This is a genomic window from Kitasatospora phosalacinea, from assembly GCF_000716545.1.
GTDB classification, from domain to species: domain Bacteria; phylum Actinomycetota; class Actinomycetes; order Streptomycetales; family Streptomycetaceae; genus Kitasatospora; species Kitasatospora phosalacinea.
Window position 1 is genome coordinate 1 of record NZ_JNWZ01000003.1, and the last position, 19,256, is coordinate 19,256.

The 19,256-nt window shown below is 75.6% G+C and carries 14 protein-coding genes and 1 pseudogene; 3 read left to right on the forward strand and 12 right to left on the reverse strand.

Annotated elements, in window-relative coordinates; translation table 11 throughout:
* Positions 1-1,156, reverse strand: a 1,156-nt coding sequence (locus OO48_RS01985; protein WP_245194496.1) for a Dyp-type peroxidase, incomplete at its 3' end; no start/stop codon positions are given.
* 61 nt (positions 1,157-1,217) lie between these two features.
* On the opposite strand from OO48_RS01985, the gene OO48_RS01990 reads away from it, so the two are divergent.
* Positions 1,218-2,519, forward strand: coding sequence for a right-handed parallel beta-helix repeat-containing protein (locus OO48_RS01990; RefSeq protein WP_051731628.1), 1,302 nt, complete (start codon positions 1,218-1,220; stop codon positions 2,517-2,519).
* A 7-nt stretch (positions 2,520-2,526) separates the two neighbouring features.
* On the opposite strand, the gene OO48_RS01995 is transcribed toward OO48_RS01990, so the two are convergent.
* Both OO48_RS01995 and OO48_RS02000 read right to left on the reverse strand, forming a co-directional pair.
* A complete protein-coding gene (locus tag OO48_RS01995) occupies positions 2,527-3,294 on the reverse strand; it encodes a hypothetical protein (RefSeq protein ID WP_051731629.1) in 768 nt (255 codons plus the stop codon).
* Between the two features lie 77 nt (positions 3,295-3,371).
* Positions 3,372-6,074, reverse strand: coding sequence for an SdrD B-like domain-containing protein (locus OO48_RS02000; RefSeq protein ID WP_033212200.1), 2,703 nt, complete (start codon positions 6,072-6,074; stop codon positions 3,372-3,374).
* A 541-nt stretch (positions 6,075-6,615) separates the two neighbouring features.
* Here OO48_RS02000 and OO48_RS02005 point away from each other — a divergent pair.
* Positions 6,616-6,909, forward strand: coding sequence for a hypothetical protein (locus tag OO48_RS02005; RefSeq protein ID WP_033212201.1), 294 nt, complete (start codon positions 6,616-6,618; stop codon positions 6,907-6,909).
* A gap of 25 nt (positions 6,910-6,934) precedes the next feature.
* On the opposite strand, the gene OO48_RS02010 is transcribed toward OO48_RS02005, so the two are convergent.
* The 5 genes from OO48_RS02010 to OO48_RS02030 all read right to left on the reverse strand — a co-directional run bounded on the left by OO48_RS02010 (position 6,935) and on the right by OO48_RS02030 (position 12,391).
* The gene (locus OO48_RS02010; RefSeq protein ID WP_033212203.1) at positions 6,935-7,555 is read right to left on the reverse strand and encodes a LysE family translocator; all 621 of its coding nucleotides are present in this window, start codon (positions 7,553-7,555) and stop codon (positions 6,935-6,937) included.
* A gap of 50 nt (positions 7,556-7,605) precedes the next feature.
* Positions 7,606-9,339: an SDR family oxidoreductase gene (locus tag OO48_RS02015; RefSeq protein WP_033212205.1), complete on the reverse strand. Its 1,734-nt coding sequence runs from the start codon at positions 9,337-9,339 to the stop codon at positions 7,606-7,608.
* Positions 9,336-10,178, reverse strand: a complete 843-nt coding sequence (locus OO48_RS02020; protein WP_051731630.1) for a M24 family metallopeptidase — start codon at positions 10,176-10,178, stop codon at positions 9,336-9,338. The genes OO48_RS02015 and OO48_RS02020 overlap by 4 nt, the downstream gene beginning before the upstream one ends.
* 1 nt (position 10,179) lies before the next feature.
* Positions 10,180-11,259, reverse strand: coding sequence for a PDR/VanB family oxidoreductase (locus OO48_RS02025; protein ID WP_033212207.1), 1,080 nt, complete (start codon positions 11,257-11,259; stop codon positions 10,180-10,182).
* 238 nt (positions 11,260-11,497) lie between these two features.
* Positions 11,498-12,391: a metal-dependent hydrolase gene (locus tag OO48_RS02030; RefSeq protein WP_033212209.1), complete on the reverse strand. Its 894-nt coding sequence runs from the start codon at positions 12,389-12,391 to the stop codon at positions 11,498-11,500.
* 324 nt (positions 12,392-12,715) lie between these two features.
* Between OO48_RS02030 and OO48_RS40550 the strand changes: the two genes are divergently transcribed.
* Positions 12,716-13,258, forward strand: coding sequence for a pyridoxamine 5'-phosphate oxidase family protein (locus OO48_RS40550; protein ID WP_051731631.1), 543 nt, complete (start codon positions 12,716-12,718; stop codon positions 13,256-13,258).
* Between the two features lie 6 nt (positions 13,259-13,264).
* On the opposite strand, the gene OO48_RS02040 is transcribed toward OO48_RS40550, so the two are convergent.
* The 4 genes and pseudogenes from OO48_RS02040 to OO48_RS02055 form a co-directional block, all read right to left on the reverse strand.
* The gene (locus OO48_RS02040) at positions 13,265-14,266 is read right to left on the reverse strand and encodes an alpha/beta hydrolase (RefSeq protein WP_245194497.1); all 1,002 of its coding nucleotides are present in this window, start codon (positions 14,264-14,266) and stop codon (positions 13,265-13,267) included.
* Between the two features lie 83 nt (positions 14,267-14,349).
* Positions 14,350-16,509 (reverse strand): RNA polymerase recycling motor ATPase HelR, encoded by a 2,160-nt coding sequence (gene helR / locus OO48_RS02045; protein ID WP_033212210.1) that lies wholly within the window; start codon positions 16,507-16,509, stop codon positions 14,350-14,352.
* 591 nt (positions 16,510-17,100) lie between these two features.
* A pseudogene (locus OO48_RS02050) lies at positions 17,101-17,619 on the reverse strand (urease accessory protein UreD); the annotation flags it as partial.
* A 55-nt stretch (positions 17,620-17,674) separates the two neighbouring features.
* The gene (locus OO48_RS02055) at positions 17,675-18,991 is read right to left on the reverse strand and encodes a DUF3533 domain-containing protein (RefSeq protein WP_033212212.1); all 1,317 of its coding nucleotides are present in this window, start codon (positions 18,989-18,991) and stop codon (positions 17,675-17,677) included.
* Between the last annotated feature and the right edge of the window lie 265 nt (positions 18,992-19,256).

Below are 19,256 nucleotides of genomic sequence, written 5' to 3' on the forward strand. Positions count from 1 at the left end.
CCCCCGCCCCCAGCCGCTCCCCCTCCCGCGCCCCCGGCAGCACCCACGCCACCGCCGAGGCCGTGTGCGTCAGGAACGGCGTGAGCGCGTCGCGTTCGGCGAGGCGGGTCTGGACGCGGGTGAAGAGGGCGGGGTCGCGCATGAAGGCGCAGAAGAGCAGGCCCCGGTCGGTGGGGGCGTCGTCGTAGGACCAGCCGCGGCGGAGCATCCGGGCGCCGCCGTCGAGGCGGGGGCTGCTGAGGCGGACGTGGGCGGTGGCGGGGATGACGTAGGAGCCGTCGGGGTGCTTGGCGTAGATGTCGGGGTCGTCGCGTTCGGCGCTGCCGGTGAGCGGGGCGCCGGTGTCGGCGCGGCGGCCCATCGCGAGTTCGCGGGCGTCGGCGGGGAGGGCGGCGAAGGCGGCGGTGTCCATCCGGATCCGGCGGTAGACCAGGACGGTGCCGTCCTGGTGCCAGAGGGCGGGGTCGGCGGGGTCGGGGTTGGCGGTGCCGTCCTTGAAGCCGAACAGGTTGCGGGGGGTCTGGCCGTCGGGGGCGGGGGGCAGGAAGCCGCCCTGGTGCCAGCGGAGGTTGGCGCCGGCGGCGGTGGCGGCGGTGAGCAGGTGTTCGGTCAGGATGCCGGTGGTCCAGGGCTGTTCGGCGGCGACCTGGAGCAGCAGGTCGCCGCCGCCGCGGGCCGGGTCGAGGCGGTCGCCGGGGAGGGCGGGGAGTTCGGCGAAGCCGTCGGGGGCGGGGAGGTGGAGGCGGGTGGCGAGGGCGGGTCCGATCGCGGCGAGCGAGGTGAGCGGCGGGGTGCCGGTCAGCCGGGGGTCGGCGAGGGTGCCGTCGGCGGCCCGGGCGAGGACGTCCCCGGTGGCCGCGAGCAGGGTGCGCAGGGCGGTGCGGTCGGCGTCGGCGGGCAGGTCGAGGGCGAGCAGCCGGGTGGCGGGGAGCTGGCGGTGGACGACGCCGCTCTGCCGGGCGCCGTGGAACGGGACGGCCGCGGGGGGTGGCGGGGCGGCGGTGGCGGGCCGGTCCTCGTGGGCGAGGGTGGCGGCCCCGGCTGCTCCGGCCGCTCCCGCGACGAGGGCGGCTCCGGCGGTGAACAGGGTGCGGCGGTCGATCCGGGGCCGGTCCGGCGTGCTGCGGTCCTGCGGGTTCCCCGGTTCGGTGTGCATGGCCGCCATTGCAGACGATAGAACACGTTTCATGCAACTTCGCCTCTCTTCCTCGCGTTTGATGTCCCGTCAGTTCAGGACGGGCCGGTCACTGCTCGGCGCCGCGCTGCTGCTGTTCCCGGCGGCGGCGGCCTGTTCCCCGGGCGGCGGCGGCGCGTCGGCCGACCGGCACCCGCCGGGGACGGTGCTCCGGGTGCCGGAGGACTTCCCGACCGTGCAGCGGGCGGTGGACGTCGCGGACCCGGGCGACCTGGTGCTGGTCGGGCCGGGGACGTACCGGGAGAGCGTGCGGGTGACCAGGCCGCGGGTGGTGCTGCGCGGGACGGACCGGAACGCGGTGGTGTTCGACGGCGGGCTGAAGCTGGTCAACGGCGTCACGGTGACCGGTGCGGGCGGCGTGGTGGAGAACCTGACCGTGCGCGGCTACCTGGCCAACGGCGTGCTGTTCACCGGCGTCACCGACGAGAAGCTGCAGCGGCACGGTGCGGGCGGTTCGGCGTACGACCCGCTGGACACCACCCGGTTCCCGGCGGTGGAGGGCTTCCGGGCGACGCGGGTGACGGCGTACGGGAACGCGCTGTACGGGATCTACGCGTTCGACGCGCGCGGCGGGGTGATCGAGGAGTCGTACGCGTCGGGGCAGGCCGATTCGGGGATCTACGTGGGGCAGTGCAGGCCGTGCGACACCCTGGTGCGGGGCAACACGGTGGAGCGCAACGCGGTGGGGATCGAGATCACCAACGCGTCGGAGAACCTGACGGTGGTGGGCAACCGGGTGGTGGGCAACCGGGTCGGGGTGACGGTCAACTCCAACGACCTGGAGTCGCTGGCGCCGCAGCACGCGGCGGTGATCGCGGGCAACGTGGTGGCGGACAACAACGCGGCGGACTCGCCCGAGCAGGCGGACGGCGGGTTCGGGATCGGGATCGGGATCGGCGGCGGCACGGGCAACCGGGTGGAGCGGAACCTGGTGCGCGGCAACCGGGCGGCGGGCGTGGTGGTGACCGATCCGCCGGGGCACCCGGCGTCGGGCAACCGGGTGACCGGCAACAGCGTCACCGGCAACGGGGTGGACCTGGTGAGTTCGGCGGCCGATCCGGGCAACTGCTTCACCGGCAACGGGCCGTCCACCCAGAGCCCGCCGGAGCTGGAGCGGCTGGCGGCCTGCGACGCGGCGGGCGCGGGCCCCGTCCCGGCCGGGCGGGCGGCGGGGGTGCAGGCCCCGCCGGGGACGGCGTTCAACGCGGTGCCGGTGCCGCCCGGGCAGCCCTCGCTGCCCGATCCGCACGCCCCCGCGGTGCCCGCCGTCGGCCTGCCGGGGGCGGTCGACCCGGGTTCCTACCCGCTGCCGTCGGGCTCCTGAGGCCACCTCAGCCCGCTGTCGCCCAGGGGGCCTCGGGGAGCTTCGCCCCGGCCCGCTGCCCGTGGAAGTCGAGGGTGGTGGGGGTGCCGATCCCGGGCATCCGCATGCTGACGCGGCGCAGGCCGCCGTCGGCGTCGATCCAGTAGGTGAGCGGCGAGGTGTCGCCGTCGGTGGCGGCCTCGCGCGGGCGGGGGCCGGAGATCCGGTCGTGGTCGCGGCCGTCGATCCGGTCCCGGCCGAGCCGGCGGGGCCCGGCCTGGGCGAGCAGCAGCGGGTTGTCGGGGCGGTCGGCGCCGAGTTGGACGGCGAGGTCGAGTCCGGCGTCGAGCGGGTCGGTGCCGTAGGGGCGGGAGGTCCAGCCGGTGCGCGGGACGTGTTCGGCCTGTTCCCAGGGCTGGCCGGCGGCCCCGGCGGGGGCCTTGGCGAGGCCGAGGCCGCCGGCGTCCCAGACGACCAGTCCTTCGTCCAGGACGCCCCGGCCGCCGGTGACCCGGTAGCTGCCGGCGGCGTGCCGGGTGCGGTAGTCGATCACGCCGTGCACCTCGACGGTCGTCCCGCCGCCCTCCTGGACGGTCAGGTCGACGGCGGCGGGGCTCGTCCCGTGGAGGGTGAACCGGGACAGCGCCAGCCGGGACGCCTCCTCGGTGGTGAGCGGGCGGCCGCCGTCCTCGCGGGCGGCGACCTGCCAGGCCGTCACGCCGCCGGCGGCGGCCAGGACGGCGGTCAGCGCGGCGGCCACCGCGTACCGCCGGCGGTTCTTCTTCTGCGTTGCCACGGGTTCCTCCGCGGGGGGCTGGGGTTCGGCGGGCGGGGCCCCGGGTCCGTGCCCGGGGCCCCGTTCTCGACGGTGCGTCAGTCGCCGCGGCGCCTCCTCGCCACGACCACCAGGCCGGTGCCGAGGGCCAGCAGCAGGGCGCCGCCGGCCAGCGCGAACGGGACGGTCCCGTCCGTGCCGGTGCTGGCGAGGCTGCCGGACGGCGCCGGGCGGGCCTGCGGCGGCGCGGGCGGGGCCGGGGTGGTGGGCGCCGGGGTGGGTGTCGGGGTGGGCGTCGGGCTCGGGCTGGGAGCCGGCGGGACGGCGGTGTTGACGGCGGTGGTGGTGATGCCCGCGTCGAGGTGCGCGTCGTCCAGCACGACCGGCCCGAGGACCGGCCGCTCGGGGGCCTGGTAGCCCTTGGGCGGGCTGACCTCCTGCCAGTAGTAGGTGCCGAGGTCGGCCTGCTCGGCGCAGGTGCCGTCCTCGCCGGTGGTGCACGGGTCGCCGACCTTGCCGTCCTCGGGTTGCAGGCCCGGGGTGCCGTTGGTCTCGCGCCACAGCTGGAAGACCGCACCGGGCAGCGGCTTGCCGTCCTGGTCGTGCTTGACCAGGCGCAGCGCGCCGCGCTGCCGCTGGAAGCCGAAGTCGAAGCTGTGGTCGTCCTGGCCGGGGCCGCCGGTGGTGAGCGCCCGTTCGACGTAGGTGCCGCCCTTCGGGACGGTGCCGTCGGAGTCGGTCAGGCGGTTGTCGCCGACGTTGTCCCCGGTCGGGACCCAGTGGTGCAGCGGGCCGCCCTCGGCGTAGTCGGCGGGGTCGTCGAGCCGGATGGTGTAGGCGGTCCTCGGCTTCAGCCCGCCGGTGACGTTGCCGTCGTCGAAGTAGTACTCGCCCCGGGCGGTGGTCTTCGTGGTGCCGACCAGTTTGCCGTCCGCGTCGTACAGGTGGACGGTGACACCGGGGACGGGCCGCTGCTGCGGCAGTTGCAGGCCGGAGCGCTCGGGGTCGTACCAGACCCGGTTGCCGATCTGCAGCGGGGCGCGGTCGCAGAGCACTTCGAGGTCGGCCATCGCGGCGCCCTTGCCGAAGCGCGAGCGGCCGTCGGACAGTTCGTTGCCGAAGCCCGGGTCGGGTGCGCCGGTGCGCAGGGTGAACATGGTGCCGGCGGTGACGATGTTGTTGGAGACGTCGTAGCCGGAGGCGGCGATGGAGTCCTCGACCCTGGACAGCGCCAGGCCGGCGAACGCCGGGTACGGGTGGCCGCCGGGGTAGGGCCGGCTCAGGTCGAAGAAGCCCTTGCCCCGGGTGGTCTGCCCGCAGCCGAGGTTGACGTCCAGCACGTACGCGCCGCCGGACTCGCAGGCCTTGTTGAGGTCGGCCGAGGCGAGCACGTAGACGAAGCCGTTGGGCAGCGGCTGCCCCTCGGGCGGGGCGGCGGCGGCCTGGTCGGCGTACCGGTCGCGGAAGGCCAGCAGCATCGAGCCGTCGGTCTCGAAGCCGACCTCGCCGAGTTCGGGCTCCGGGTTGAGGCCGCAGACCTGGCCGTTCTGCGTCGGCTGGTCGTCCTGCCACGGGTACCAGTAGTAGCCCGCGCAGCCGGCCGCCGGGGTGCCGCGGTGGTCGAGCGGCTGGTCGAGCACGGCCGGCCCGAAGGCGCCGGTGGCCGGGTCGAAGGGCAGCACGACGGCCCGCAGGTCGGTGATCCTCCCGGTCGACTGGCCGGAGCAGACGCCGCCGACGTAGCCGACCCCGTCCTGCATGCCGAGGCCGTACGGGCGCCAGTCGTCGGGCGACGGGCAGCCGCCGGACGGGACGGTGTAGACGGCCTTGGGCGCGGACGCGGTCGGGGCGGTGGCGTCGTACCGGTACAGCCGGCGGTCGTGCAGGTTGACCACGTACAGGTCGCGGCCGTCCTCGGTGAGCTTGAGCCCGCCGAGGCTCTCCTTGCCGACGGCGGGCAGGAACGCCGCGTCGTCGCCACCGGTGTGCGCGGTCGTTCCGGCGTTCGGGACGGTCGCGAACAGCGAAGTGGTCTTCTTCGCCGGGTCGGTGACGTAGATCGCCCCCGGCCCGCCGGGGCCGTACGCGGTGGCGCGCTTGGCCTGGGCGGAGCTGAACAGCCGCTGGTCGTCCCGGTTCCAGGCGATGCCGAAGACGTTGCCGGTGTCGCCGCTGGTGGCGACGTCGGTGACGTCCTTGTTCACGCCGCGCGACCGGTAGGGGAAGGTCAGCAGGGTGCGCCGGCCCGCCGGGGCGTCGGTCGGCGGCTGGCAGGCGGTGGCCAGCGGGGCGTTGCGCTGGCAGTAGTCGGCGGGGTTCCACAGGCCGGTGGTGAGGGCGGCCTGCTTGCCGGCCGAGAGGTCGACGAACTCCTCGTTGCTGCTCAGCTTGTTCGGCGCCCCGGTGAGGCCCTCGCGGGCGGCGAACGCCGGGTGGAGCACGCCGGGTTTCGGGTTGACCACCTCCACCCGGTACCTGCCGCTGGGGGTGGCCTTGGCCGGGGTGAGCGTCACGGTGCCGTCGGCGGCCGTGACGCCGGTGCGCACCGCGCCGTCCTCGCCGGTCAGGGTGACGGTCACCCCGCCCATGCCCGGCTCCAGCGCCGGGCTCCACGTTCCGCTCTCGTCCACCGCCCGGACCACCCGCACCGTCACCGCGCCGTCCGCGGTGGCCGGGGAGGCGGTCGGGGCGGCGACGGCGGTGGCCGCCGCGAAGGCCGCCACCACGGCGGCGGCCCGTTCGGCCCGCCGCCGGCCCGCGCCCGGTACGGGCGCCCTGGTCTGTTGTTCCGTCTGGGTCATGCCCTGCTCTCGTCGTCGGCGGGGGGAGGCTCGCCGGACCGCCGCCGGAAGACCGTCCGAACGGCCCGGAGCGCACCTCTTTTGGCCGAATGTTAAGTGGAATGCGAGCATCCGGGTTGCGATACAAGGAAATTGACGGCCCGTCACGAAGCACGCCGGTCGGATCCGCGTGCGCCCCGTGCGCCCCCTCCTGACGGAGCATCAGATTGTCGCCGGGGCCCCTGCTCGCCCCCGGCACGGGACGCACCCGGCCGACCAGGCCGGACCGGGGCCCCGCCGGGCGCACGGCGGGCACGCGGAGGGCGCACGGGAGATCGCTCCGTCGACCTCTCGCCCTACCGACTTGTCGACCTGCCGACCTGCCTGCCCGGCGCCCCCTGCCCGGTGGGGTGCGGCCGCGGCGTCGTCGGGGGCGAGGAAGAACACGACGGTGTCGGGCACCGGCCGCTTCTCGCAGCGGACGTTCCGGCGTGACCGGGGTGGGTGGGCGCAGGAGAATGGAACGGCTCGCGGAAGCCCGAACAGGCCCAGGAGGCGTGCGATGCGAACCCTGATCGTCGCGGAGATCGACACCGACAAGTCCAACGAGCTGATCACCAGCGGGAAGATGCCCGAGACGATGGGCCGGCTGATGGAGCAGTTGCGGCCCGAGGCCGCGTACTTCTACCCGCTGAACGGCCACCGCGGGTTCACCCTGGTCGTGGACGTGGACCAGGAGTCCTCGCTGGTCACCACGATGGAGCCGCTGTGGGTGCAGCTGGGCGCCAAGGTCACGCTGACGCCGTGCATGTCGGCGGACGAACTGCGGGCCGGGATCGACAAGCTGAGGGGCTGAGGCAACAGGCGCACCGCCGCACCGATCAGTCGCCGAGGGCGAGCTTCGCGCCGAAGCCGAGCACCGCCACGCCCGTGGCGCGGTCGAGCAGGCGGCGGACGGCGGGGCGGCGCAGGCAGGCCCGCAGGGTGCGGGCGAAACCGATCAGGGCGGCGGACCAGAGCAGGCCCTCGACCACGTGGACGGAGGTCAGCAGCACGCCGGCGGCGAGGTGCGGGGCGCCCGCCGGGATGAACGGCGGCAGGACGGCCGCGTAGAAGACGCCGACCTCGGGGTTGAGCAGGTTGGTGAGCGCCCCGCGCCGCCAGCCGGCCCACCAGCCGCCGCCGGCGCCCGGGTCGGCGACGTCCTCCTCGGGTGCCGCGTGCCGGTCGCGCAGCATCCGCGCGCCCGTCCACAGCAGGTAGCAGACGCCCGCCCAGCGCAGCGCCTCGTACCCGAGGCGGGAGGCGGTGAGCAGCACGCTGATCCCGGCCGCGGAGGCGGTGCCCCGGATCAGCGTGCCGGTCTGGATGCCGAGCACCACGCCCCACGCCTGGCGCCGCCGCCCCAGGACGGCGGTGCGCAGGATCAGCGCGGTGTCGAGCCCCGGGGTGAGCGTGAGCAGGCCCACCACCAGGGCGAAGGAGGCGAGCGGTCCGGCCATCGTCGTCAGGTCCACGGACGGCCGGCCTACCGGGGCGGCCGGTCCGGGGCTCAGCCCGCGTCGATCCGGGCCGCCCTGCGCAGCAGCGCCGGGCTGAGCCGGCCGAGCAGCCGGGCGGCCTTCGCCTCGACGGTGACCGGGACGACGGGCTTGCGGGTGCGGACGGCGCGGACGATCTCGGCCGCGACCTTCTCCGGGGGGAAGCCGCGGCGGGCGTACAGCTTGGAGACCTTGGCCTGCTTGGCGGCGAGGGCCTCGTCGTCGAGGCCGGAGAAGGTGGAGGTGCGGGTGATGTTGGTGTTGACGATGCCGGGGCAGATGGTGGAGACGCCGATGCGGTGCGGGGCGAGTTCGGCGCGCAGGCAGTCGGAGAGCATGAAGACCGCGGACTTGGAGGTGGCGTACGCGGCGAGTCGCTTGGCGGGTAGGTACGCGGCGGCGGAGGCGAGGTTGACGAGGTGGCCGCCGGTGCCGCGCTCGACCATGAGCCGCCCGAAGGCGCGGCAGCCGTGGATGACGCCCCACAGGTTGACGTCCAGGACGCGCCGCCACTCCTCCTCGGTGGTCTCCAGGAAGGTGCCGGAGTGGCCGATGCCGGCGTTGTTGACGACCACGTCGGGGACGCCGTGCTCGGCGGCGACCCGCTCGGCGAAGGCGTCGACGGCCGCGCCGTCGCCGACGTCGACCAGGTAGGCGGCGGCCTTGGCGCCGGAGAGCTCGCACAGTTCGGCGGTGCGCTGCGCGGCGGGCAGGTCGCGGTCGCAGACCACGACCCGGGCGCCCCGGTCGGCGAAGGCGAGCGCGGTGGCCCGGCCGATGCCGCTGCCGCCACCGGTGACCACGACCAGCTCGCCCGTGGCGGAGGGCTCCTGGCGGAGGGCGCCGTGGTCGCGGGCGGTGAACTCGCGCACCATCGCGGCCACCGTGGGGCCCTGCTCCAGCAGCGCGGACCAGTGGGTGGCGTTCAGGGTGCGCCGGGTGAGCCGGGGCACCCAGCGCTCCAGGCCCTCGGAGAGGAAGTCGCAGACGTAGCGGTCGCGTTGCAGGGTGACCAGCTGCACCGGCACCTCGGTGTACCGCTCGCGCGGGGCCCGGACCCGGGGGCTCATGTTGGCCCGGTACAGCTCGATGCCGTGCACGGCGTCCTGGGCGAGGGTGGCCTGCGGGTGGCCGGGGCGGGTGCGGACGGCCTCCAGGTCGCGCAGCACGCGGGGCCACAGCCGGGCCAGGCCGAGCCGCCAGGCGGCGGGGGCGAGGACGGGCAGTTGGAACAGCGCGATGTACCAGGAGTGGGCGCCCTGGCGCAGCAGCTGGGCCAGGTGCCGGGGGGTGGGGCGGCGCAGCCGGTGCCTGATCCAGTACCCCATGTGGTCCAGGCACGGGCCGGACATCGTGGTGTAGGAGGCGATCCGCCGGTACGCGCCGGGCGTGGTGACGGCCTCCCAGGACTGGACGCTGCCCCAGTCGTGGGCTACCACGTGCACCGGGCGGTCGGGGCTGACGGCGTCGGCGACGGCGTACAGGTCCTGTCCGAGCAGTTCGAGCCGGTAGTCCTCGCGGGCGGCGGGCACCCCGGAGGCGCCGGAGCCGCGGGTGTCGTAGCGCACCACGTGGTGGTCGGCGGCCAGGTCGGCGGCGACGTCGTCCCAGACCGAGTGGTCGTCGGGGTAGCCGTGCACCAGGATCACCGTCGGGTCGGCCGGGTCGCCCTGCTCGTACACGGCGAGGGCGAGGCCCCCGGAGTCGACGGTGCGTCGGCGGGTCCCGTTGCTGCGGCCGGTCATGCTGCGTCCTCCTGGAGTGCCCAGCGCCGCACGTGCGGCAGGTCGTCGTCGAGCCAGTACGCGTCCTCGTCGGTGACCACGAGGAGTTCCTCGAACTTGATGCCCACGTCGCGGAAGCCGATGTGCGGCTCGACCGCCCACAGGCCGGGCGTCGGGGCGTGCCGGGAGGCCCGGCCGCCCGCCCACAGCGGGGAGCGGCCCTCCAGCCGCTCCTTCACCAGTTCGCGTCCGAGGGTCTGCAGCGTACGCACCCCGAAGCCGAACAGGCTGACGCCGGCCGGGCCGCGGGCGGTGCTCCTGGTCACCTGGTGGCCGATCACCCGGCCCGGGTAGACCTGGTGGCGGTTGTCGTAGCCGTGCGCGGCGAGTTGGGCGTCGACGGCGGCGTACACCTCGGCGAGGGTGCGGCGGGCCCTGACCTCGCGCAGGATCAGCTCGCGGTAGGTCCGCAGGTCCTTGGCGAGCAGGTCCCAGACGGGGTTCTCGCCGACCTTGCCGCCGTAGCCGATGTCGGCGGTGTAGCCGTCCACCACGGGCGCGCAGTCCAGCACGTACGGCATGCCCTCGGCCAGGACGCGGGAGCCGGCGAAGAACTGCAGCGGGGTGTGGAAGTGCCGGAACGCGGTGCGGTCGCCGAACCAGGCGAACGGCACGTGGAAGAAGTCCCGCACCCCGGCCCGCACCAGGCAGCGGCGCAGTTCGGCGGTGGCCTGTCGCTCGGTGACGCCGGGCTCGATCCAGGCGGCGACCTGCTCGGCGCAGTGGTAGGCCAGCTGCTGGGCCTCCCGGAACTTCGCCAGGTCCTTCTCGCCGTAGGGGAATCGCGGCTGGTCCGGCATCTCACACCTCCAGGACGAGGGTCTCGCCCTCGGCGGCCCGGGACACGCACGGCAGCACCAGGCCGGCGGCCCGCTGCTCCTCGGTCAGTCGGCGGTCGCGGTGCTCGGGCGTCCCGGCGGAGACCTTGAGCACGCACGTCCCGCAGAAGCCCTGCTTGCACGAGTAGGGCAGGTCGGGCCGCAGTTCGCGGGCGACGTCCAGCGCGGAGCGGTCCGCCGGGACGGTCAGCGTCGTGTCACCGATCCGGAGGCCGAACGGTCGGCCGTCCCGGACCGGCGCGGCCCCGAAGCGCTCGAAGTGCAGTGCGGCGGCGGGCGAGGCGGGCAGCGCGCGCTGGACGGCGAGCAGCATCGGCGCGGGCCCGCACACGTAGACGGCGGCGCCCCGGGGGGCGTGCGCGAGCAGTTCGGCCGCGTCGGGGACGCCGTGCTCGTCGTCGGTGCGCACGTGCACCCGGGCCGGGTCGAGCGCGGTCAGCTCGGCGGTGAACGGGAGCGCGGCGGCGGTGCGGCCGGTGTGCACCAACCGCCAGTCGAGCCCTGCCCGTTGGGCGGCCCGGGCCATCGGGAGCAGCGGCGTGACGCCGATGCCGCCGGCCAGGAACAGCACCCTCTCCTCCCCGCAGAAGGCGAAGCCGTTGCGCGGGCGGCGCACCCGCAGGCGCACGCCCACGTGCAGCGCGTCGTGCACCTCGACGGAGCCGCCGCCGCCGTCGGCGATCCGGCGCACCGCGATCCGGTAGACGTGCCGGTCGGCCGGGTCCCCGCACAGCGAGTAGTGGCGCTCCCGCCCGGACGGCAGGGTCAGCACGATCCGCGCCCCGGGCTGCCAGGGCGGCAGCGCCCCGCCGGAGGGGTCGCCCAGCCGCAGCTCCACCACGTCCTCGGCGACCACCCGGTGCGAGACCACCACCAGGTACAGCGGCGGCACCCCCCGCGCCTCGCCCCGACGCGGGCTGCGCCGCAGCCCGGGTCGGCCCAGCGCGGGGCCGTACCAGTCGCCGAAGGCGGTCAGCCGGGCGAAGAACCGGTCTGCGCGCGGGCGTCCGTAGAGGTCGGGGGGCGGCGTTTCGAGATCCATGGGGTCGGCTCCAAGTGGCGTTCGCGCCGGTCGGGAGGGCGGGGAACCGCGCGAGGGGAACGGGACGCGGGCAGGGTCCTTGCACGGAGGGGCGGTTGCAGGTGGGCGGGGCCCCTGGGGGGTGGGACGCTCCGCGCGGGCCACGGACGGGATGCGGGTTCCGGGCAGGCCGGATCTTTCCGAGGTCCCGTTCCCCCTCGCGCAGCTCCCCGCCCCCCGGTTTCGCGTCCCGCCCGGCTCAGTGCGTCGCGGCGGCCCGGGCGGCGGGCGACTTCGCGAGGTAGGCGAGGGCCTGCGAGGAGCTGCCCTCGCGGGTGGGGTGGTAGCCGGGGCCGAGATAGCGGGCGGCGGAGCGCAGGAAGCGCCCCGGCTCGGGGAGCAGGCCGCGCCGCGCGGCACGCCGGGCCTCGCGCCAGGTGGGGACGAGGCGGCCCTCCAGGGTGGGGTCGGCGGCGAGCATGAAGCGGGCGCCGCGGACCCACAGGTGGACCAGGAGCGGGCCGGAGACGAACATGCCCCGGACGCGGCGCAGGTAGCCGGGGTCGAGGTGGCGCATCAGGTCGAAGGCGACGCTGCGGTGCTCGACCTCCTCGGCGCCGTGCCAGCGCAGCAGGTCGAGCATGGTGGGGTCGGCCTCGGCGCGGTCGAGGCCGGGCGAGTTGAGGGCCCAGTCGCCGAGGAAGGCGGTGAAGTGCTCGATCGCGGCGACGAAGGCGACCCGTTCGATGGTGTTCTCGCGGCGCTGGCGGGCGGTCAGTCCGGGCTTGTCGCCGAGGACGCGGCGGAACAGCCAGCTGATCTGCCGGACGTAGGGGCGGGGGTCGAGGCCCTGGCCGAGCAGGTGGTCGAGCACCTCCTGGTGGGCCTCGGCGTGGATCGCCTCCTGCCCGATGAAGCCGAGCACCTCCTCGCGCAGCTGCTCGTCCCGGATCAGCGGCAGCGCGTCCTTGAACACCTTGACGAACCACCGCTCGCCCTCGGGCAGCAGCAGGTGCAGGACGTTGATGGTGTGGGTGGCCATCGGCTCGTCGGGGATCCAGTGCAGGGGCAGCTCGGACCAGTCGAAGTGCACGTCGCGCGGTTCGAGCACCAGGCTGTCGTGCACGGTGACGGGCGGGGTGGGGCGGGGCATGGGGGTGCCTCCTGACGCGCGGCGGACGGGTGGGGCGGGCCGGGGCGGACCCGGTGGGCACACCGGCAAACTACTCGCGGGTAGCGGGCCCGACAAGGGGTTCGACCACTCTTATCGACATCGAGTCTAATAAGCCGCCCGATCGGGTGACCCCGCCCCGCGAATCCGCTTGTCCCCACGGCCGCGAACCGTCAGTGTGGGTCCCGTGCCGGGGAGACCGAAGCGCGGGCGCGGGCAGGACGAGGGGCGCCGCCGCCACGTCCGCCCCGCGAACCACCGGGCCGGCCGGCCGGCGCCGCCCGACGACGACCCCCTGGAATCCCGATGACCGACACCCCCTCCCCCCTCGTCCGCGCCCTGCTCGCCCACCCGGTGCTGGCCGCCCCCGCCTACCCGCCGCCGGACCACGGGCCCACCGACCCCGCCGAGCTGTTCACCGCCTGGCTGCTGGACGCCCTGGCCGCCGGCGCCCCGGACGCCCAGGTGCTGACGCTCTCCACCGTCGACGCCGAGGGCCGCCCGGACGCCCGGGTGCTCGTCCTGCGGGACGTCGAACTCCCCGCCGCCGCTTGGCACTTCTGGACCGAACCCGACTCCCCCAAGGCCCGCCAGCTCGCCGCCCGCCCCGACGCCGCCCTCACCGCCTACTGGCCCGCCCAGGGCCGCCAAGTCCGCCTGCGCGGCCCGGTCCGCCCCTCCCCCGGCTGCACCACCCCCTCCCCCGCCCTGCACTGCTACGCCCTGCACGCCGCCCAGGCCGAGTTCTGGCAGGCCTCCCCCGACCGCCACCACCTGCGCCGCCGCCACACCCGCACCGCCGGCGGCTGGACGGACACCGGCTGGACCGACACCCGCCTGCCCGGCTGATCCGTCTCAGGCGGCGCAGCCGAGCAGCCGGCGCAGCCAGTCCGTCCGGGCCGCGGTCGCCGTGCGGCTGAGGGCGGACCGCGGGGCGAGGGTGTCGAAGCCGTGGCAGGCGCCGGGCCAGACGTGGAGTTCGGCGTGGCCGCCGGCGCGCCACAGGGCGTCGGCGTAGGCGGTGACCTCGTCGCGGAAGGTCTCGGCGGAGCCGACCTCCAGGTAGGCGGGTGGGAGGCCGGAGAGGTCGCGGGAGCGGGCGGGGGCGGCGTAGGGCGGGAGGTCGGGGGTGCCGTGCAGCGGGCCGAGGGCGGCCCGCCAGGCGGTGGTGTTGGAGACGGCGTCCCAGGTGTCGTGGCCGGCGGCCTGCCGGGCGGAGGCGGTGGCGCCGCGGTCGTCCAGCATCGGGCTGAGCAGGAGTTGGCCGAGCGGCGCCGGGTCGCCCCCGTCGCGCAGCAGCAGGGCGAGCGCGGCGGCCAGCCCGCCGCCGGCGCTCTTGCCGGCGAGCACGATCCGCCCGGGGTCGATCCGCAGCCGCCCGGCGTGCGCGGCGGCCCAGCGCAGGGCGGTGCGGCAGGCGTGCAGCGGGGCCGGGTAGCGGGCGGCGGGGGCGAGCGGGTACTCGACGGAGAGCACGGTCAGCCCGAGCGGCCGTGCCAACTCCCGCAGCACGCGCGGCAGTACGGCGTACGCGTTGCCGCCGATCAGGCCGCCGCCGTGCAGGTACAGCAGGGCGGGCAGCGCGCCGTCCGCTCCGGCCGGGCGGCCGGAGACCACGGTGACCCCGTCCGCGTCGTGCTCGGCCGCCTCGAACCTTCCGCCGTCGGCGAGTTGGCGCAGCGTCGGTCTCGGCCGCCGGGCGGCGTCCCGCCGCTGCCACCGCGCCAGCCCGTCGGGGGTCAGCGGGGCGGGCACCCCGCCGCGGGCGGCCAGCGCGGCCGCCGACTCGCGGTCCAGGTAGGGCGCCCGCAGGTCGGGGTGGGGCGGCGCGCACGGGGGCGGCGGGTCTTCGGGCACGGGGTCGAGTATGCGCGAACCGGCCGCCGCCCGCAGGGGGTTGCGGGTGGCGGCCGGGCGGGGAGCGGCCGGGCGGGGAACGGTCAGCGCAGGATCGCCAGCTGCCCGGTGGCGCGGGTCATCGCGACGTAGCGGTCCACGGCGCCCTCGATGCCGTCGCCGAACGCCTCCGGGTCGATGATCACCACCAGGTCGAACTCCAGCCCCTTGACCAGTTCGGGGCTGAGCGAGCGGACCCGGGGCAGGCCGGGGAAGAGCGGGTCGCCGATCACGCAGGCGGTGCCCTCGGGGTGCTCGGCCAGCCAGGTCTCCAGCAGCGCGTCGCGTTCGGCGCGGGCGCCGTGGTGGACGGGCACTCCGCTGCGCCGGATCGAGGTGGGGACGTTGGCGTCGGGCAGCGCGGCCCGGATGACCGGCTCGGCCTCGGCCATCACCTCTTCGGGGGTGCGGTAGTTGACGGTCAGCGAGGTGAGGGTGACCCGGTCCAGGCCGGCCCGCTCCAGGCGTTCCGTCCAGGACTCGGTGAAGCCGTGCCTGGCCTGGGCGCGGTCGCCGACGATGGTGAAGGAGCGGGAGGGGCAGCGGGCGATCAGCATCTGCCACTCGGCGTCGGTGAGTTCCTGCGCCTCGTCGACCACGATGTGGGCGAACGGCCCGGCCAGCAGGTCGGGGTCGACGGGCTCGGTCTCGGTGTGGTCGATCAGCGCGTCGCGCAGGTCGGCGCCGCGCAGCATGGCGACCGCGCCCTCGCTGTCGTAGTCGGCGTTCAGCAGGTGGTCGACGACGCCGTCCATCATCTCGCGTTCGGCGGCCAGCCGGGCCCGGTGGGCGCGCTCGCGGCGGTCGGCGTCGGTGTCGCCGAGGCGGCGGCGGGCGGCGTCCAGCAGCGGCAGGTCGGAGAGCGTCCAGGCGGCGGGGTCGGTGCGCTGCAGGGCGCGGATCTCCTCGCGGCCGAGCCAGGGCGCGCACAGCCGCAGGTAGGCGGGGACGGTCCACAGGTCGCCGACCAGGTCGGTGGGCTCCAGGATCGGCCAGGCGCGGCGCAGCGCGCCGAGCAGTTCGGGGTCGCGGCGCAGTTCGCGGCGGAGCACCTCGGGCGAGATGCCGTCCTCGTCGTCGAAGGAGTCGGCGTTCTTGTCGAGCAGGATGGTGATCAGTTCGTCGAGGATCTGCTGGCGGGCCTCGTTGTGCGGGGTGCCGGGGCCGGGGGCGGCGAACGCCTCGGACCAGTCCTCCGGGTCGATCCACAGCTCGTACCACTCGGTGGAGAGCTTGCGGCCCTCGGCGGGCGGCTCCTCGTACACGGCGACGGCCTTCTCGATGGCGCGCACCATGCCGGCGGCGGCCTTGAGCCGGGCCACCTCGGGGTCGGGCTCGGGCTCGACGGCGGCGCCCTCGGGCAGCAGGTCGCGCAGGGTGCAGGTCTGCACGCCCTCCTCGCCGAGGCTGGGCAGCACGTCGGAGACGTACGCCAGGTACGGCTGGTGCGGGCCGACGAACAGGACGCGGCCCTTGCGGTGGCCCAGCCGCGGGTCGGAGTACAGCAGGTGGGCGGTGCGGTGCAGGGCGACGACGGTCTTGCCGGTGCCGGGGCCGCCGTCGACGACCAGGGCGCCGCGCGAGCCGGCCCGGATGATGGCGTCCTGGTCGGCCTGGATGGTGGCCAGCACGTCGCGCATCCGCTCGGAGCGGGAGCTGCCCAGGCTGGCGATGAACGCGGACTGGTCGTCCAGCGCGGCGTGGCCCTCGAGGCCGTCGGCGGTGAACACCTCGTCCCAGTAGTCGCCGACCCGGCCGCGCTGCCAGCGGTAGCGGCGGCGGCTGACCAGGCCCATCGGGTTGGCGTGGGTGGCGGCGAAGAAGGGTTCGGCGGCGGGCGAGCGCCAGTCGACCAGCAGGCGGCGCCCGTCGGCGTCGGCGAGGCCGAGGCGGCCGATGTAGACGGGCTCGGGGTCGTCGGCGCGGACGATCCGGCCCAGGCACAGGTCGTGGCCGAACCGGCTGAGGGTGCGCAGCCGGGCGGAGAGCTGGTGCACCTCGTTGTCGCGGTCCATCGCCGCCTGCCCGGCCCCGCCAGGGCTGCGGCGCACCTGCTCCAGGCGCGCGGTCAGCTCCGCGGTGTCCCGGCGCAGGGTGTCGGCGACCTCGGCGAAGTGCCGGTCGTCGGCGGCGATCAGGGCCGGGTCCGCCTTGGCGGCGAGCCGCTCGGGGAGGTCGAAGGCGCTGGTCGTCGGCTGGTTCATGGGTGGTGACTCCGATCCGCTGCCGGGTGGGCCGCGCTCCGTCCGCGTGCTGTTCGCGGTCTGCCCCGTCTGTGCTGTTCGCGCGGGTCCCCGGTTCAGATCAGCGATTGTGCGGCATCGAGGGGGCCTTGCGGCAAGGCCCCCCTTACGGTATAAGTTTGATAACGGCAGGAGAGTGCGAGCTCCCTGCCTTTCGCGTTTCCGGGGCCGGGTTCCCCCCCGGGCTCCCCCCGGGTGCTTCGCGGGGCGTCCCGGGCGCGTCCCCCGCACCGTACCGGGCGCGGCCGGTCGGCTGCCCCCCTCGCGCCCGGCTCTGATCGACTCGGTGATCTTCCGGACGAGTTCGCCGTCGCCGCGGACGGCGCCGTAGAACAGGCCCTCGGCGCCGCTGATCCGAGCGGTGGCGAGCAGGCCGACCATGAGCAGCCCGGGAGTCCGCCGACGCCGTGCACGCCGACCACGTCGGGCAGGACCACGGCGGTGGCGGCCGGCGGCCAGGCCGTGTCACCGGCGTTGCAGGCCGGGGGCATCGGCGGGGCGCGGAGAGCACGGGGGGTACCTCCCGAAACGGGCGGGCGGACGGGCGGGCGGTCAGGTCTTGCGCAGGGCGGGTGCGGGCTCGCCGGTGAGCAGCAGCCGGACGGCCCGCCAGGCGGCGTCCAGGGCGGCGGCGGTGCGCACGGGGCTGTCCTCCAGCAGGCGCAGCCAGGCGCCGCTGTCCTCGGGCAGGGTGGAGACGCCGTAGCGCAGGCCGCTGCCGTCGAGGGCGCGGTGCAGGGTGTCGGCGATCTCGGCGGCGGGGCGCAGGCCGCTGACCGCGAACAGGGTGGCGAGGTGGTCGTGCCCGGCGAACACGGCGGGCCCGGTGACGGCGCCGCGACCGCCGCCGGGGGTGAGCCGCAGGGTGTCGACGGCGAGCAGGGTGCCGTCGGGGCGGGCGATCTCCAGGTCGGTGGCGAGCACCCGGTAGTCGTGCCGTTCGCCGCGGGCGAGCCGTCCGGCGGTGATGGTCTCGCCGAGCACGACGGTGGCGCCGGGCGCGGCGGTGACGGTGGTGCGCTGGTGGAAGCGGGAGCCGCGGAACGGGATCAGCGGGTCGGGCAGGTACTCCGGTGGCGACGGCCCGGCGGGGCGACCGGTGCCGGCCGGGCGCCCCGACGGCGGGTCAGGAGCGGTGGCCGGGCTCGAAGCGCATGCCCCGGCGGTCGTAGTAGCGGGTCATGCCGAAGCCGAAGAGCAGCGCCACCACGATGCCCAGCGGCAGCATCAGCCAGCCGCGGACCAGTCCGGCGCCGGCCCGGGCGTCGAAGTACAGGATCGACCGGACGGCGTCGACCATCTGCCGCATCGGCTCGAACACGCCGAGGAAGCGGTAGAAGCCCGGCGAGGCGCTCAGCGGGACGGTCGCGCCGGAGGCGGGCAGGTCGAAGGCGATGAACACGAACATCGCGACCAGTTGCCCGACGTTGCCGAACGCGGCGATGATCGCCAGCACGCCGAGGCCGACGGTGGTGACGGCGCAGTAGGAGTACAGCCACAGCTGGCCGGCGTGCGGGGCGTCCATGTCGAGGATCACGGTCGCGGCGAGCATCACCAGGCTGGCGGAGACCAGCGAGACGCCCGCCGTCATGCCCATCTTGGCCAGCAGGACCTGGGTGCGGCTGATCCGCAGGGTGGGTTCGCGCAGGTGGAACGGGCCGATCTCGGCGTCCGCGAAGCCCATCGAGACGTCGAGTCCGGCGTGCACGATGTTCGCGGTCATGAACCCCGCCAGGAGCAGCAGCAGGGTGAAGTAGAACGCGCCGAGCCCGGCACCGGTGCGCTCGCCGATCGGGTGGCCCACCTCGACGGCCACCTCGACCGGGTCGGCGAGGAACACCTCGGCGGTCTTCGTGGTGGCAGCGGCGGACAACTGCTGGCCGATCTCCCGGGAGGCCCGGTGCGCGGCGGTCTGGTTGATCTGACTGGCGATGCCGGAGCCGAGGCTGCCCGTGCCGGGGTTGGTGAGCACCTGGATCCTCGGTCGGGCGGGCGCCTCCGCGGTGGTCAGTGCGGCCACCGCGCGGGAGAAGTCCTCCGGCACCACCAGGGCGCCGTAGACCTTGCCGGAGGACAGCTGGCGCTGGGCCTCCTCGCGGCTGACCCGCCGCCAGTCGACCTCCCCCGGCGGGCTGCCGGCCACCACCCGGTCGGCGACCTCGGCGCCGAGCGGGCGGGACTGGCCGGGCAGCGGCGGTCCGGCGTCGGAGTCGACCAGCGCGATCGGCATGTGGTGGAGGTGCTTCTGCGGCGTCAGGATGTTGCCCATGTAGAGCAGGGACAGGCCCAGTGCGACCAGGGCGCTGAGCACCACCGGGGTGAGCCAGTTCTTCCAGCGGCCCAGGACCCGGCCCGCGTCGGAGGGCCGGGGCCGTTCGCCGCCGGGGTCGTCGGGGCCGTCGGGGCGGTCGGGGGTGTCGGGGGGTGTCCCGGTGCTCGCCATGGCGCTCCACGCACTCGCGTTCCGCGGCCCGGCCCGTTCCCGGGACCGGCCGCGCACCCCGACGGGGTGCGAAAGCGACAATATGCGTAAAACGGTGGTCCGGTCGCGGAGTGCCGACGCCCCGTCAATCCGCGTGGCGCGCACCGGCTTTGACGCGGGGTCATTTTTCCCTTTCCGGACGGCGGAAGGACGCCGGGAACGCTGCGGGATCCGGCACGCCGAACGGCCGGACCACCTGTAATGCTTGGCGCGCCGTCGGGGGGCC